The sequence below is a fragment of the Negadavirga shengliensis genome (genome assembly GCF_042652345.1).
In the GTDB taxonomy this organism is placed as follows: domain Bacteria; phylum Bacteroidota; class Bacteroidia; order Cytophagales; family Cyclobacteriaceae; genus Negadavirga; species Negadavirga shengliensis.
In genome coordinates this window covers 40,819-55,539 of the sequence record NZ_JBHSJJ010000011.1, presented here as the reverse complement: position 1 = coordinate 55,539, position 14,721 = coordinate 40,819, and the positions used below count along the sequence as shown (strand labels likewise).

Annotated in this window: 10 protein-coding genes; 7 read left to right on the top strand and 3 right to left on the bottom strand. The window is 48.6% G+C overall.

Translation table 11 applies throughout. The annotated features are described in order from the left end of the window. Window positions 1-173: 173 nt before the first annotated feature. Window positions 174-2,717, bottom strand: a complete 2,544-nt coding sequence (gene glgP, locus ACFPFU_RS17660) for an alpha-glucan family phosphorylase (protein ID WP_377066488.1) — start codon at window positions 2,715-2,717, stop codon at window positions 174-176. Between the two features lie 821 nt (window positions 2,718-3,538). On the opposite strand from glgP, the gene ACFPFU_RS17655 reads away from it, so the two are divergent. Together ACFPFU_RS17655 and ACFPFU_RS17650 are read left to right on the top strand one after the other, a co-directional pair. Continuing rightward, window positions 3,539-3,727, top strand: coding sequence for a hypothetical protein (locus ACFPFU_RS17655; RefSeq protein WP_377066486.1), 189 nt, complete (start codon window positions 3,539-3,541; stop codon window positions 3,725-3,727). 432 nt (window positions 3,728-4,159) lie between these two features. Beyond that, complete coding sequence (locus ACFPFU_RS17650) at window positions 4,160-4,894, top strand: VIT1/CCC1 transporter family protein (RefSeq protein ID WP_377066484.1); 735 nt, start codon at window positions 4,160-4,162, stop codon at window positions 4,892-4,894. 1,121 nt (window positions 4,895-6,015) lie between these two features. Here ACFPFU_RS17650 and ACFPFU_RS17645 read toward each other — a convergent pair. Continuing rightward, entirely contained in the window at window positions 6,016-6,417 is a 402-nt protein-coding gene (locus ACFPFU_RS17645) for a hypothetical protein (RefSeq protein ID WP_377066482.1), read from the bottom strand. 77 nt (window positions 6,418-6,494) lie between these two features. On the opposite strand from ACFPFU_RS17645, the gene ACFPFU_RS17640 reads away from it, so the two are divergent. Continuing rightward, entirely contained in the window at window positions 6,495-7,337 is an 843-nt protein-coding gene (locus tag ACFPFU_RS17640) for a ZIP family metal transporter (protein WP_377066480.1), read from the top strand. Here the strand turns inward: ACFPFU_RS17640 and ACFPFU_RS17635 are convergent. Further along, on the bottom strand, window positions 7,304-8,851 hold the full coding sequence (locus ACFPFU_RS17635) for a glycoside hydrolase family 28 protein (RefSeq protein ID WP_377066478.1): 1,548 nt from the start codon (window positions 8,849-8,851) through the stop codon (window positions 7,304-7,306). The genes ACFPFU_RS17640 and ACFPFU_RS17635 overlap by 34 nt on opposite strands. Before the next feature lie 1,042 nt (window positions 8,852-9,893). Between ACFPFU_RS17635 and ACFPFU_RS17630 the strand changes: the two genes are divergently transcribed. The 4 genes from ACFPFU_RS17630 (at window position 9,894) to ACFPFU_RS17615 (ending at window position 14,660) form a co-directional block, all read left to right on the top strand. Next, window positions 9,894-10,268, top strand: coding sequence for a BlaI/MecI/CopY family transcriptional regulator (locus ACFPFU_RS17630; RefSeq protein ID WP_377066476.1), 375 nt, complete (start codon window positions 9,894-9,896; stop codon window positions 10,266-10,268). Then, a complete protein-coding gene (locus ACFPFU_RS17625; RefSeq protein ID WP_377066474.1) occupies window positions 10,265-11,488 on the top strand; it encodes a M56 family metallopeptidase in 1,224 nt (407 codons plus the stop codon). The genes ACFPFU_RS17630 and ACFPFU_RS17625 overlap by 4 nt, the downstream gene beginning before the upstream one ends. Window positions 11,489-11,907: 419 nt before the next feature. Beyond that, the gene (locus ACFPFU_RS17620) at window positions 11,908-12,378 is read left to right on the top strand and encodes a (2Fe-2S)-binding protein (RefSeq protein WP_377066472.1); all 471 of its coding nucleotides are present in this window, start codon (window positions 11,908-11,910) and stop codon (window positions 12,376-12,378) included. 20 nt (window positions 12,379-12,398) lie between these two features. Further along, the gene (locus ACFPFU_RS17615) at window positions 12,399-14,660 is read left to right on the top strand and encodes a xanthine dehydrogenase family protein molybdopterin-binding subunit (protein WP_377066470.1); all 2,262 of its coding nucleotides are present in this window, start codon (window positions 12,399-12,401) and stop codon (window positions 14,658-14,660) included. Window positions 14,661-14,721 lie beyond the last annotated feature (61 nt).

The following is a 14,721-nucleotide window of genomic DNA, read 5'->3' as shown; positions in this document are numbered from 1 at the left end:
AAATATGTGACTGCTCAGAGAAACATTGCGAGTAGTTGAAATTGGCCTAGGGATTTGGCCGATGCCTCCTACATCTATTAATCCACGGCCTGATAGGTTTGTCGCTTAATAAATCACGCAGGAAAAATTGGACAATTGGCCTAAGTTTTTATATTGGAGCATAATGAGGGAATTCACCTTGCCCAAATAATCCATTCATGCTCAAGGGGCAGCACATCCGGAAAGTTACCCCTTACCCTTGGGGTAAAATCCCCTTCCTGCCGGCCGGTTTTTATTTCGGCGGTGAAAACCGTGCTTCCGTTGCCGTTTTCCGATACCGCTTTCATCGCATGTTGTTCAGGCAGACTGCCGTTCAGCCCTTCTGCAAAGACTTCAACAGAAAGATCCTTAGCTGGTATGCCCCGGTGGGTGACATAAGCGGTAAACAGCAGTTTATGATCTGACCTTTCCACATGGACCTCATTAAAATGAATGCCTTGTCCATAAGTATTGAGCGCGGAAATCTTTTTTAAAATCTCCCTTCCCGACTCACCATCTTTCCCGGTTCTTTTCAGAAACTGTTCGGCTGCGGGAAGGTAGTATTGCTCGGTATACTCCCGTACTGTCCTGTTGGCAGAAAACCGGGGCGTCAGTTCGGATATGCTCGATCTTATCTTCTCCAGCCATTTTTCGGGCAAATTGTCCTGGTTACGGTCGTAGAACTCCGGTATCACCTGGAATTCCAGCAGGTCGTACAATGCCTCCGCATCCCTGGCATCCCAGGCCGGATCCTCCCCATGCTCCTGCCCATCTCCCAGTGCCCAGCCCACCTCGGGGGAATACGCCTCCGCCCACCAGCCATCCAGGACCGATAGATTCAATCCACCGTTCACCAAAACCTTCATGCCGCTGGTCCCGCTGGCTTCCCAAGGTCTTCTGGGCGTATTCAGCCAAACATCCACTCCCTGCACCATTTTTTCGGCTACAGACATGTCGTAATCACTCAGGAAAACCAACTGTCGCTGCAAGTTGTAATCCTCGATGAATTGTAACCATTGCCTTATCAGTTTGTTGCCGGTATCATCATAGGGATGGGCTTTTCCCGAGATGACCAACTGTAAAGGTTTGTCCGCATCAGTAAGCAGTTTAGCCAGTCTTTGGGGCTGATGCAAAAGGAGATTTGTCCTTTTATAGGGAACAAAGCGTCTGGCAAATCCCAAAGTCAGCGTATCCGGATTAAAGATTTCTGCTGCCGTTTCCGGATAATGAGGAAAAGGGTTGCCCAGTCGTTTTTCCCTTTCAAGCCGGCTTCTTATAAAAGTTACCAGCTGGCTTCTCGCTTTCCTCCGCATGTTCCATAGCGTTTCGTGGGGTACGCCTTTCATGAAAGCATGCAGGTTTTCCTGCTGCCCTCTCCAGCGGTCCTTTCCACAGGCCTGGGTCCAGACCTTGTCCGCCCGTTTGGAATCCCAACTGGGCATATGCACCCCATTGGTCACATGGCCTATCGGGATCTCGTGAAAGGGAAACCTCGGGAACAGTTTGCTGAACAGCCGCCTGCTTACCTCACCGTGAAGCCTGCTCACGCCGTTAACCGCTCCGCTGCCCCGGATGGCGAGATAAGCCATGTTGAAATGACCGGAAGCGTTTTCGGTATTCAGTTTTCCCAATGCCAAAAAGCGGCTAAAGTCTATCTGGAGGTGGTTGCTGACATACTCACCCAAATATTGACGCAACAATTCAGGGCTGAAGTGATCGAAGCCCGCCGGAACGGCTGTATGGGTCGTGAACAGGTTTCCCGCCCGGCCGGTGGCAAGGGCCTCCTCAAAAGTCAATTGGTAGGCATTCATCAAGTCGCGGGCTCTCTCCAAAACCAGAAAGGCAGCATGGCCTTCATTCAGATGACATACTTCAGGATGATGGCCAATGGCCCTAAGCAGCCTCCATCCGCCGATACCCAATATGATTTCCTGCCGGATACGGTTTTCCGGCCCCCCGCCATACAGTTCGTTGGTAATGCAGCGGTGCATGGGGAAATTCGCCGGATCATTGCTGTCCATGAGGTAAAGCCTCACCCTTCCCACCTGCACCTGCCAGGTCCTGAGCCAGATGGTATTTCCGTCCATTTCGATCTTCAACCTTAACCATTCGCCGTTTTCCTTTCGGAGAGGGATGATGGGAACCTGTCCGGGGTCAGTGTGGGGAAAATATGCCTGTTGTTTTCCATTTTCGTCAATGGATTGCCTGAAGTAGCCCTGCTGGTAAAAAAGGCCAACTGCTACCAAAGGAATTCCCAGATCGCTGGCTGCCTTGAGCTGGTCTCCTGCTACATTACCCAGACCTCCCGCATAAATGGGCAAAGCCTCATCCAGCATATATTCCATACTGAAATAAGCCACACAGGACAGGGGGGAGTCGCTATGGTATTTTTGAAACCATGCTTCTTCCTTGTGAAAGCGGACTTTTGACTCCCACAGCGTTTGCACTTCCTCCAAAAAGCCAGGCTCCTTCAGGGTTTTTTCCAGCTTTTCCTTGGAGACGGACTGCAGGACAATCCAGGGATTGTGCGTGAGTTCCCATATTTCGGGATCTATCTGCTGCCAAATGCTGTCTGCCGCATGGTTCCATGACCATCTCATGTCCAAAGCAAGCTGGGCTAAAAGATCCACACCTTTGGTGTCCGAAGGCAGGAATCCGTACATTTGTCGGGAATCGTATCCGGATAGGGTTGTTTCCATGGGGAAAAATGGATTTTTCTTAAATATAATCAACAAACCCCGTAAAATGAGCGGGTTTTACGATTTGGAGGATTTCTTCTTCAGAGAATAGGGCAGAATGGGAATAATTTGATAATTTAAGTGAGTTTCTCAGTGAAGTTTTTGTAAAATAAAATTTGGGTTCAAAAGTTGACATTTAACACAATTCATCCCGAGAAGCGGCAACCCGTCGGTGTAATTGACAGCCACGCTGCCCGCGCCGAAGCGATCCCTTGACGAGTGCATAAATTATGAGACTGCTTCGTCGCGAACTCCTACCGGTGACGTGTTGTACAATACACTGGTATTCAACTGGTTGAACAACACTGATTTTGGCGGTTTTGAACAGCCATATCAGCTACGCACACGGAGGAAACGTCATCCCGATTTGTGCATTTTCTAAATGTTAAGCCTCACAGTGACGGTACGGTTATTCCCGGCTGGAAAAAACGCTCTTTCCGCCTTGCAGATTTAGCGCGTTAAGAAATTTAAGAAGCGGGGGCAAGGGCACAGGCATCCCCGATAGTTATCGGGAGACGAGGTTTTTTGGTAGAAAGGTGCCAAACTGAAGCGTGTTCCTTATCCAAAAAACCGAGGAGTTTGCCTGTGTGTGGGTGGCCTTAAATTTTAGCGCAAAAGATGCACACGTGTGCGCCGCGGCGTAGCGGCGGGGTTTTTTGGTTACTTTTTTGACCTGCAGCAAAAAAGTAACAAACGTAATAACAGGATCCTAGAAGTCAATCCCTTGACGGGCGTACAAGAAGAGACTGCTTTCCCGATTTGGCCGGGATAAACTCCTACCGATGACGAAAGCCGTCCAGTTATTCGATAACACAGAAGGTTTTAACCAATTCAACTCGGTTCATGCGGGTACAGCTGACGGGAGCGAGGGTGTGCGGGCCTTGCGGGGAGAAGCTTATTTTTGCCTTGTTCCGATAGCTATCGGAATGGGTACTCGTTTGGATCAAGCCAAAAGTACAGAAGAGGAGTAGGATAATAGAAAACAACCACCTGCCCTTATGCCACAGACATTCCTGACCCAGCTTTGACGATCATTTCCAGAAAAAGACTGCTTGCCGGTTGGCAGGGACAGGCTGTATCTCCTACCGATGACGTGTTGTACAATACACTGTTATTCAACTGGTTGAAAAACACTGATTTTGACAGTTTTGGACAGCCATATCGGCTGCGCATGGAAGAAACCGTCATCCCGATTTGTGCGTTTTCTAAATGTTAAGTCTCGCAGTGACGATTGAAGGCTTTTTAAACGTTCTTACTCCGAGAAACTCACGTTAATTTAAGGTGAATCTTTTTTATTCACAGGGAAATCGGTAAATAGTCTTCATATTGAAGAAACGGTAGAGAGATTTGTGAGGTGACGGGCTGTATATACATTGATCTTTTTGACAAGGCAGTAAAATACCATGGAAGAAAAAGTAATTCATCAGGAAATAAGGTTTCTGAGAAACATCCAGGATTATCTAAGGGAATTTGTGTACGGAGGTATCGATGGGGCGGTTACCACCTTTGCCGTGGTGGCGGGGGCCGTGGGGGCCAACCTGGACCCGGTGATTATTATCATATTGGGTTTTGCCAATTTGTTTGCAGATGGTTTTTCCATGTCGGTAGGCGCCTACCTTTCTTCCAAATCCGAAAGGGAGAATTATCTCAAGCACCGCAACATCGAAGCCTGGGAGGTCGATAATCTCCCTGAACAGGAAAGGGAGGAAATAGAGGACATTTACCGGGCAAAAGGTTTCCAGGGCCCCCTGTTACAGCAGGTGGTCGAGGTGATTGTGTCTGACCGGGACCGCTGGATAGACGAGATGATGAAGGACGAACTCAATATGATGGAAGAAGCCAAAAGCCCATTTAAGGTCGGGGCGGCCACTTTGGTGTCTTTTATCCTGGTGGGCTTTATCCCGCTGACGGTATATGTCTGGGATTATTTTTATGAAGCGCCTTTCGATACCTTTTTATGGACCAGCATCCTGACCGGCATGGCATTTATCGTCATTGGGGTTCTGAAAAGCTGGGTGAACAGGACAGGACTGTGGAGAAGCGTAGCCGAAACCCTGGCTTTGGGCTTTATCGCGGCACTGGTGGCCTATTATATCGGCGATTTACTGGAAACGCTGTTGTTAAGCAACTACGGCTAAATGTTTTCTCCTGGTTTCGCGTCACGTCTCCTTTGACCCATGCCCAGAGCATTCCTATTACGCCGCGATGGAGCAATCCTGTGCGCTGTCTTCCCCGCCGCGGATAAGATTGCGCGAAGGGAGATACCATTATTGGTTCACTTCCGATTTTAACTATCGAAGATTGTAAACAGCAACAAAATCCGCTTAGGGGGTGGAATTATTTTTATTCCATACATCATTTTCAGTACCCAACCCCTCCTCACCCTCTGTGCCCTCTGTGGTATATACCCGAGGATGGCAGTCCCCGGACCCTACGGAAGGGATTTTACAGGATTTTGGCGTGTGTTTTTGCGGGGAAGAGGTGGCCTGATCAGACCGGCATCCCAACCCCCTGCGTTCAATATTTGTCCACTAATTTCACCAATTTTCACGGATTTTTTCTGGTCCGGATTCTCTACCAGCTATCGGGTATTTTAAACGATAATACAACCCGCCTAGCGGGTGAAGATATTGTACCCGGGGATTTCAATCCCCGGACCCTATGGAAGGGACCTCCCAGGATTTTGGCGTGCGTTTTTGCGGGGAACCAAGCAAAAACCATGACAAAATCCCATTGGAATCGAAAACAGGTCTTCACGAATTACTGCATTACAAACTTCCATTGAAATCCGTGTCCATTCGTGTAATCCGTGGACAAACCTCTCGGGATATCACGGAAACCTGTGGGAGAATGGCTGTTTCGGTCCACTGATTCCACTGATCCCGAAGCAAGTACCCCGAAGCAAGTTCGGGGCAGGCTGGGACAGGTCTTCACGGATTATGGCATTAAAAACTTCCTTTCAAATCCGTGCCCATTCCTGTAATCCGTGGACAAACACCTCATAAACAAAAAAAGGAGCCCTCAAAATGAGACTCCATAAATGGGTTTATTTTAACTGACTTCAGCTATATAATTTGGCGTTTCCGCCGACTGAGTAAGTGTTTTAATTGTTAAAATTTTTTAAACTTAATAAAAACAAATTAAAGCGCAACATAGAAGTAACAAAAACTTTTCACAAATTTTAACATCAATAAAATATTTTAAAAATTTTAATTTATCAAAATTATAATCCGGTAAATTGGAAGATGCTATCCTGCATTTATTCCTTCAGAAGATGGTCTGTTTTTTTTCTTAAAGACCTTATTTCCTCAAGCAGGTGTTTTTGAAGATCGCGGTGTTCCGCATCGGTCAAATCCGGCGCCGGTAGGTGATGATGGTCGTGATCATGGTCATGATCGTGCACATGGCCGTATCCCGGCACTTCCACAAAATTCTCATCCCATTCCTCCAGCTCATCCTTCAGGGATTGGAAATGGGCCGGCAGGGGAGAGTTGGTCTTGCTTTCGTGATCCCGGAGCATTTCTGATATGGATTTCCGCGTTTTCAAAGATTCCTGGTGATACTGGAAGGCTTCTTCCAGTTCAGGCCTGTTTTTGTGTGGGTAACAACCATTGATAGCCAAGACGAATAAGCCGATTAAACAAATGAAGCATGTTTTCATGATGATTTTTTTGATGGTGCGGAAAAATTTATGAATAAAAATTATAAATGCAATAATGTTGCATTTATATTTGTGTCATGGAAATCAGTTTGGCATTGGTATACGCCCTGTTGGCGGCATTTGTAGTGAGCCTTATGGCTTTTGTGGGTCTTCTGTACAAGCTGATGTCTGCGGAAAGACTTAAAACACTGCTCCCATGGGTACTCGCTTTGGCCATCGGCGTGCTGTTGGGCAACGCTTTTTTTCACCTGATTCCCGAGGCCGTACTGGAAGTCCACCGGGTAGGAGGTGTTATGGTGTGGGTAATGGGAGGCATACTGTTTTTTATGGTCCTCGAAAAATCATGTATTTGGTACCAACTGGATACGCACCGGAAAGCGGCCATAAAACCCATCGGCTATCTGAACCTGGTGGGGGATGGGATTCATAATTTTATTGACGGGATGGTCATCGCCGGCAGTTTTATGATCGGACCTGAACTGGGGCTGGCTACCACCATGGCCATTCTGCTGCATGAACTGCCGCAGGAACTGGGGGATACAGGCACGTTGATATTCAGCGGCTACCCGCCCGCAAAAGTGGTAAAAATCAACTTTCTTGTGGGCCTTAGCAGCCTGCTGGGTGTAGGGGTTGTTTTTTTAATGCGTGAAGTGGTGGCCATCAAGCCGGTCTACCTTTTGGCGCTTACGGCGGGAGGCTTTATTTACATGGCGATAGGCAACCTGTTGCCTGCTTTGCTGCAGGAAGGAAAACAGCGCCCGAAAACCCTGATTTACCAGTTTTTGGTGCTGTTGCTCGCAGTCATGATGGTCTTCGGTTTGCAAAATGGGGGGCATCACCATGAAGAAGCCCATATTTCCAATAGCGCCATACCTATGGGCAAAAGTTATTCCGGTTTAAAACTGCTGCCTTCCAAATAAACCGCCTGACTGGTGCTGCTGTTGGGGTTGGCGGGGGAGTCTGTTTTGTCAAGGATAAGGTTGCTGACCGACTTGCACCACACGCCATGGGTAAAAAAATCCGGCAGGTCTTCATCCCAGGAAAGCCTGAAATCATCCAGGGTGAGCCCATGGGTGTATTGGGCATACAGCCCTGGGATATCGTGTTGAAACAGCCTTAAACCCAGATCAGCAACCGGCCGGAAATCAAAATTGCCGCCATAAGCCATGGTTTCTTTTCCTTTTTTGATGTGGAGGACCACATCTTTGAAACTGATGTTCTCCAAAGGACTGGAAGGCAGCCCAAAGGCCACAATGCCATGCTCCCCTTCCATGATGATGTTCCGGAACTGTACGTTTTTGATGGAGCCTGCCGGGATGTCTTCAAACCTGGAGACCGCCGAAAGGTGGACGGGTTCGCCGTTGCCCCACCACTGTCCGTTGTGCAGCCTGGTCTCTATAGTGATGTTACTGAAAATCAGGTCCTCAATATGGCTTTTATCGTGGGCAAATATCCCTATGCCTCTATTGGAACCATAGATCTGAATGTTGGTGAAAATAATCCTCCTGATAGGGTGTTGGCCATAGCCTATCCGGATGGCAGAAGACCGGGACTGAAGCTGGCAATGGGTCACCATGATGTTCTCCGAATAAATGGACTTGTTGCCATGCTCATGCGCCTCCTGCACTTTCGGATCAAAATCAGGAACATCTTCTTCAATGGCAAAGCCGGTGACAATGATGGCATCATCCCCCGCGCGGATATGGCAATTGGCGATGCGCATGTTTCTGGAAGCGGTCATGTGTATGCCATCGCTGTTGGGCACCATCAGGTTGTTGAAGATTTTTATCCCATCGATGTGGCCTTCTTCACAGTAGCCCAGCCGGATCGCCCATGAGGGGGTGTCGAGCAACTGAAAATCCCGCATCAGGATATTGCTGCAATGGAAAAAGGAGATGGTCATTCCCGGTTTCGGTAGCCGTTTGATGGGGCCATCGGTATAGAACTCCCCTTCAGGCATGTATTTTTCCTTTTGCCGTGTGAGTTGACGGTCAAACTCCTCATACGTGTGGTTACCGGTTGGATCATAGAAAGTGGTACCCTGCGCATTGATGGTGCCGGTACCCGTAATGCCGATGTCGGTGGCATCTTCCGCAAAGACCATCCCGTGCAGCCGGAATGTACGGAGGTAATCCGTGATATCATGGCTGGCCTGCAGCACCGCGCCAGGTTCCAAGTGCAGGACCACATGGCTTTTCAAAACAAGGGTGCCGGTGATGAATTTACCCGCCGGGACCAACACCCTGCCACCGCCATGGGCGTGACAGTGATCTATGGCCTTTTGAATGGCGGAGGTAGCCTTCTCCCCGCTTTTTGCCCCAAAATCCAGGATGTTGTAATCCTTGGCTTGGACATTGGATAAGAAAAAGAGCAAGGGGATAACAAGCCGGTAACCGATGGGGTTGAGCAGGTTGGTGCGGATCAATTGGGTCATGGATATGCAGATTAGATTATGGGCCAATAAGTTGAATTGACAGAAGGTCATCAATAAGGCTATAATTTAAGTAAATTCTGCCAGAAACATCCCTTCAGCCATTTATCTTCCAAGGGAATAGCTTTTATCAATCCTAAAGCGGGCAACCCTTAGGGTTAATCTTTTTTGAGGGGTGTATACTTGTTTTGAGGTATTTTGTAGTCAAGCCTATTTAAACCCTCGAAGGGTTTACATCCGGATCCATCTTCCGAACGCCTTTTAATTCAAACCTGAGTTTCTAATTGTAGATAATTATCGACGATTTTAAACGGCATCAGAACCCGTGTAGCGGGTGAAGATATTGTACCCGGGGATTTCAATCCCCGGGTCCTACGGAACGGATCTTCCAGGATTTTGGCATGTGTTTTTGCGGGGAACCAGGCAAACACCATGATAAAACCCTACCGGGAATGGACATTGGGAAAAAACGTATTGGCTGATCTGTAGCAAAGGGGAAAAAGCTAAAAAACTTGAGTCCGGTGTTGTTTAAAGAGGATTGTAAACGGTAGCAAAACCCGCGTAGCGGGTGAAGATATCGTACCCGGGGATTTCAATCCCGGGTCCTACGGAACGGATCTTCCATGATTTTGGCGTGTGTTTTTGCGGGGAACCAGGCAAACACCATGATAAAACCCTACCGGGAATGGACATTGGGAAAAAACGTATTGGCTGATCTGTAGCAAAGGGGAAAAAGCAAAAAACTTGAGTCCGGTGTTGTTTAAAGAGGATTGTAAACGGTAGCAAAACCCGCGTAGCGGGTGAAGATATTGTAACCGGGGATGGTAATCCCCGGATTCTACAGAACGGATCTTCCAGGATTTTGGCATGTGTTTTTGCGGGGAACCAAGCAAAAACCATGACAAAATCCCCATCGGAATCGAACATACATACAATAAGGTGGACCGAACTCTGGGTTGAAAGATTTCTGCAAAAACCTACGAAAATTTAGTAATTATACTAAATTTTCGTAGGTTTTAAGGTATTAATGCTGTACATTAGACGCATGGAAGAACTATCACAACAAGAGGAACACATTATGCGCATTTTTTGGCGCCTTGGAAGAGCTCTGGTGAGAGATGTTCTGGACAATATTCCCGAACCAAAACCTCCTTATACCACCCTGGCTTCTTCCATTAAATTATTGGAAAAAAAGGGTTATCTATTGCATAAGACCTATGGTAAAACTCATGAGTATTATCCGAAAATCACCCACAGCGCATACCGAAAGAAAAAGTTTAACCATTTGGTGAATCATTTTTTCGAGGGTTCTGTGGAAAATGTATTTTCTTTCTTGGTTAAAGAGAAAAAGATTTCTGAAAAAGAAATTCACGACCTCCAAAAATTGATTGATCAATATGAAAAATCTAAAGAGCAATGAATTCCTTTGTCAATTATTTAATAGAGGGTAGCCTATGCTTGGCTTTAGGGTTTGTTTTCTACAAATCCTTTCTAGAAGGGTTAACTTTTTTTGAATGGAACAGGTATATGCTGTTGTTTCTGATATCCTGTTCTGTTGTGGTGCCATTGATTTCAGTTGAATTGAGGAATGGTGAAACATTCACTGGCAAACCATTCATTGATTCCTTCCAATGGTATGAAATGGAGGGGGCCGGTACGCCGTTGAACGAGGAAAGGTTTTCCTTTCCCTGGCACCCTTTCATCTGGATGGTATATTTTTTGGGATCAGGATATTTTTTTATCCGGTTCATTATGGGCATATGTAAGGCTTTTCTCTTGATCAGCGCATCAAGGAAATACAAGCATGAACATTATACTTTGGCGGTCAATGACAGCTTTTCCCCTTCATCGTTTTTCCATTATATCCTTCTTCCCGACTATCATCCAAAAGACTTCGATCAGCGGAGAATGATCCTCCATGAATCTACCCACGTGAATCGGAAACATACGTGGGACTTGGTTTTGATACAACTTATTAAAATTATTTTCTGGTTCAATCCTTTGATCTTTCTATATGAAAAGTTAATAAAAGAAGTTCATGAATTTAAGGCGGACCAAGCCGTCACACGTCTATATTCCCCATTTGAATATGCTAGACTTTTGGTGAAGCAAATCAACATTGACCCTGATGGGTTGCTTATTAATAAATTCAATCAATTTCAAACCAAAAAACGTATTATTATGATGAACAAAAGAGAATCCGGTCAACTGCAAAAGTGCAGATTTCTGTGCGCCATACCTTTGGTGGCCCTAATGCTCACCCTATTTTCCTTTGAAACGGGCAATGAAAAAAAGCTCATAGGTGAATGGAAAGGGGTAGAATTTAACTTTGAACAAGCCGAAGGCCCTGAAATTCCCGAAATGATTGCAGGTGGAAAAAGCCTTCATCTTTCCGGTAAATTGATCATTATGGAGGATGGAAAATACCAAATTCACAACACCAACCCGGAAATGAATGAAGAAGGAAGCTGGAAAATTGACAATAAGACAGCGCTTACTTTAACCGCACAAGACGGAAGACAGACCATGTATACGATTATTTCTGTCAAGGAAAATGAAATGATTATTTCTCATGATGTAAGTACCGAGACCCCCGAAGGAAGAGTTTCCGGTAAAATCACATTGACCTATTCTAAATAAAAATTTTCCGTTTTATTACGAAAAATTCGTAATAAAACGGAAAATTTATTTTTAAAATACCGGGTGATGCTGGTGGAGAAAATGAGATTTACCGGCGTCATAAATCACAGCCAAGGGACAAGGGGACTGATCAATTCGTTGTTGTGAAGATGGGTGCAGTACTTTAAGTTGGGGAAGTCACGAAAAGGATTCAGATACGTAAAAGATTGGCGTGCTAGTGCGCGATCTTACCTGCGAAATCTTGGGCAAAGTTTCCCTTGCCTACTCAATTTAAAAAGGCTTCGGAATAAAGATTTCAGCAGGTGAGGTGAAGTTCCGTAGCCGCCCGGAGCACTCAATTGAAAGCGTGAGATTTGACTATTGCCCGATTCTTGCTTACCTTAAAACATCATTGACCACCTGTATAAACCTACCACCCCATGAAAAATGAAATCCAGTTGACCGTAAACGGGCAGCGTCAGCGGGTAGCCGTTGCTCCGGATACCCCCTTGCTCTATGTCCTGAGAAACAACCTGGAGCTGAACGGCCCCAAGTACGGCTGCGGTTTGGAGCAGTGCGGCAGCTGCATGGTGCTTATCGATGGGGAGGCCAGGCCCTCCTGCCTTGTTCCGGTCTCCAGCCTGCAAGATGCAGTGATCACCACGCTGGATGGGCTGGGAAATGCGCAGACCCTCCATCCGGTACAGGAGGCTTTTGTGGAAGAGCAGGCCGCCCAATGCGGGTATTGCCTCAACGGCATGGTGATGGCGACGGCAGGATTGTTGGAAAAAAATACCGACCCGCGGGAGGAAGACATCCGCCAGGCCCTCCAGGGGGTGGTCTGCCGCTGCGGGACGCATAGCCGGGTGTTGAAAGCCGCCCGCAAAGCGGTTCAATTGGCCAAAAAATAACCCTTCAAACCATTTGCCCCATGAAAAATAATGCGCGCAAGCATATTGTTCCCCAAGACCGCCGGGAATTTCTGAAACAATCCGGTTGCCTGTTGTTGGGCTTCCAACTGATGCCCGTGGTTTCCTGTGAGGTCAAAGGAAACGGAGACAAAGCGGGACCGGATGTTTTTCCCCAAGCGCCTGACCGGGACAGCGTGGATGCCTGGATCCGGCTGGGTGAGGAGGGGAAACTGACCGTTCTGACGGGAAAAATGGAACTGGGGCAGGGCATACAGACCGCCCTGATGCAGATTGCCGCGGATGAACTTGACCTGGATATGGACAGGGTAAGCATCATCATCGCCGATACTGCCCAGACCGCCGATGAGCGGTACACCGCGGGAAGCGGCTCCATCGAAGGGAGCGGCAGTTCCATCCGCAGGGCCGCTGCGGAAGCCAGGCATATACTTTTGGAAATGGCAGCCAAAAGATGGGAAGTGCCGGTTGCCCAACTTACGGTAAGGGACGGTACCGTCGAAGGTCCGGCACCGGGACAGGAGACCACTTACTGGCAACTGCTGGCGGGCCAGCAGATCAATAAAAAAGTATCAGGCCATGTGTCCGGGAAGGATCCAAAAGACTATAAGTGGGTAGGACAGCCCGTTCCCCGGAAGGATATTGTAAAAATGGTCACCGCGCAGCCTGTTTACATCCATGACCTGAGATTGCCCGGCATGGTGCATGCGCGGGTGGTAAGGCCCCCGGTTTACAAAGCCAGACTGACCGGTCTTCCGGAAGAGGAAGTGGAGCAACTGGAAGGTGTCCTGAAAATCGTCCGGGATGGCAGCTTTTTGGCGGTCATCGCTGAAGAAGAATACCAAGCCATACGTGCCTGGAGGCTGATGCAGGCCAAGTGTAAGTGGGAAACCGAAAACCTGGAGCCTGCCGAGGAGGACCTTTTTGATCATATGCGGGAACATGCGGAGCCGCCGGAAACCGTAGAGGAGGCTCAGGGCATGGACAAGGCATGGGAAAGCGCGGCCATCATCTACGAGGCTACCTATAAAAGGCCCTACCATATCCACGGATCCACCGGCCCCTCTTGTGCCGTGGCCAAGTGGGCCAATGAGAGATTGGAAGTATGGTCGCCTACCCAAGGGGTTTATCCTTTGAGGCGGACGCTGTCGGACCTGTTGTCCATGGACGAAGGCCATATCCATGTGAGGGGAGTGCCGGGATCCGGCTGTTACGGACACAACGGGGCGGATGACGTTTCCGCCGAGGCGGCCTTATTGGCCAGGGCGTTTCCGGAGAGACCCGTGCGCCTGCAGTGGATGCGGGAGGACGAACACAAATGGGAGCCTTTTGGCTCCGCCATGATTCTGAAACTGAAGGGCAGCATGGACCGTTCGGGGAAACTCACCGCATGGGAAACGCAGATATGGTCCGACACCCACAGCACCCGGCCCAATGGCCAGGCGGGGCATTTTGTTTCGGCCAGGTACCTGGAAAAACCTTTTGCGTTCGCTCCCGGGGGATTTTCGGGGGGCAGTTACCGGAATGCCAGCCCCCTGTATGACATCCCCGCCAAACAGATCATCCTGCACAATTACCGGGGCCCGCTCCGCACTTCGGCGCTAAGGAGCCTGGGTGCTTATGCCAATATTTTCGCGCTGGAATCCTTTATGGATGAGATGGCCGAAGAAGCGGGCATGGACCCGGTGGCCTTCCGGCTGAAGCATCTGCGGGACGAAAGGGCCAAGGCGGTGATTGAAAAGCTGGCGGCTCATACCGGTTTTCCGGACCATGAACCCGTCCCGGGATCGGGTAGGGGGATCGCTTTTTCCAAGTACAAGAATACCGCCGCTTATTTTGCCGTGTTGGCGGAAGTGGAGCTGGATACCGCGCAGCGGCAATACCGGATAAAAAAACTCACCGGCTGCCTTGAAGCGGGCCAGACCATCAACCCCGACGGCATCATCAACCAAACGGAGGGCGGGATGATACAGGCGGCCAGCTGGACCCTGATGGAAGCCGTCCGCTACGATCCCCAGGCAGGGGTGACCAGCACCAACTGGAGCAGTTATCCCATCATGCGGTTTGACCAGGTCCCAGAGATCGAGGTACTGCTGATCGACAGGCCCGAGGAAAAGCCTCTGGGAGCCGGCGAAGCGGCCCAGGGTCCCGTGGGAGCAGCCATTGCCAACGCCCTATACCGTGCCTCAGGCCAGCGTTTGCAGGAACTCCCCCTGACCTTTGACAAGATTGACTGGGGAAAAGTTGGGAAGTTGCGGGAGGGGTGACCATTGGGCATATGCCTGGTGCGGGGTGGAAAGTTCAGGTACTTTGGAGGGGCCTTTTTCC

Excerpts from the sequence above, each read along its gene's own strand:
- glgP (WP_377066488.1), bottom strand. The coding sequence starts at position 2,717 with ATGGAAACAACCCTATCCGGATACGATTCCCGACAAATGTACGGATTC.
- ACFPFU_RS17635 (WP_377066478.1), bottom strand. The coding sequence starts at position 8,851 with ATGACCCAATTGATCCGCACCAACCTGCTCAACCCCATCGGTTACCGG.
- ACFPFU_RS17630 (WP_377066476.1), top strand. The coding sequence starts at position 9,894 with ATGGAAGAACTATCACAACAAGAGGAACACATTATGCGCATTTTTTGG.
- ACFPFU_RS17645 (WP_377066482.1), bottom strand. The coding sequence starts at position 6,417 with ATGAAAACATGCTTCATTTGTTTAATCGGCTTATTCGTCTTGGCTATC.
- ACFPFU_RS17620 (WP_377066472.1), top strand. The coding sequence starts at position 11,908 with ATGAAAAATGAAATCCAGTTGACCGTAAACGGGCAGCGTCAGCGGGTA.
- ACFPFU_RS17655 (WP_377066486.1), top strand. The coding sequence starts at position 3,539 with ATGACGAAAGCCGTCCAGTTATTCGATAACACAGAAGGTTTTAACCAA.
- ACFPFU_RS17650 (WP_377066484.1), top strand. The coding sequence starts at position 4,160 with ATGGAAGAAAAAGTAATTCATCAGGAAATAAGGTTTCTGAGAAACATC.
- ACFPFU_RS17615 (WP_377066470.1), top strand. The coding sequence starts at position 12,399 with ATGAAAAATAATGCGCGCAAGCATATTGTTCCCCAAGACCGCCGGGAA.
- ACFPFU_RS17640 (WP_377066480.1), top strand. The coding sequence starts at position 6,495 with ATGGAAATCAGTTTGGCATTGGTATACGCCCTGTTGGCGGCATTTGTA.
- ACFPFU_RS17625 (WP_377066474.1), top strand. The coding sequence starts at position 10,265 with ATGAATTCCTTTGTCAATTATTTAATAGAGGGTAGCCTATGCTTGGCT.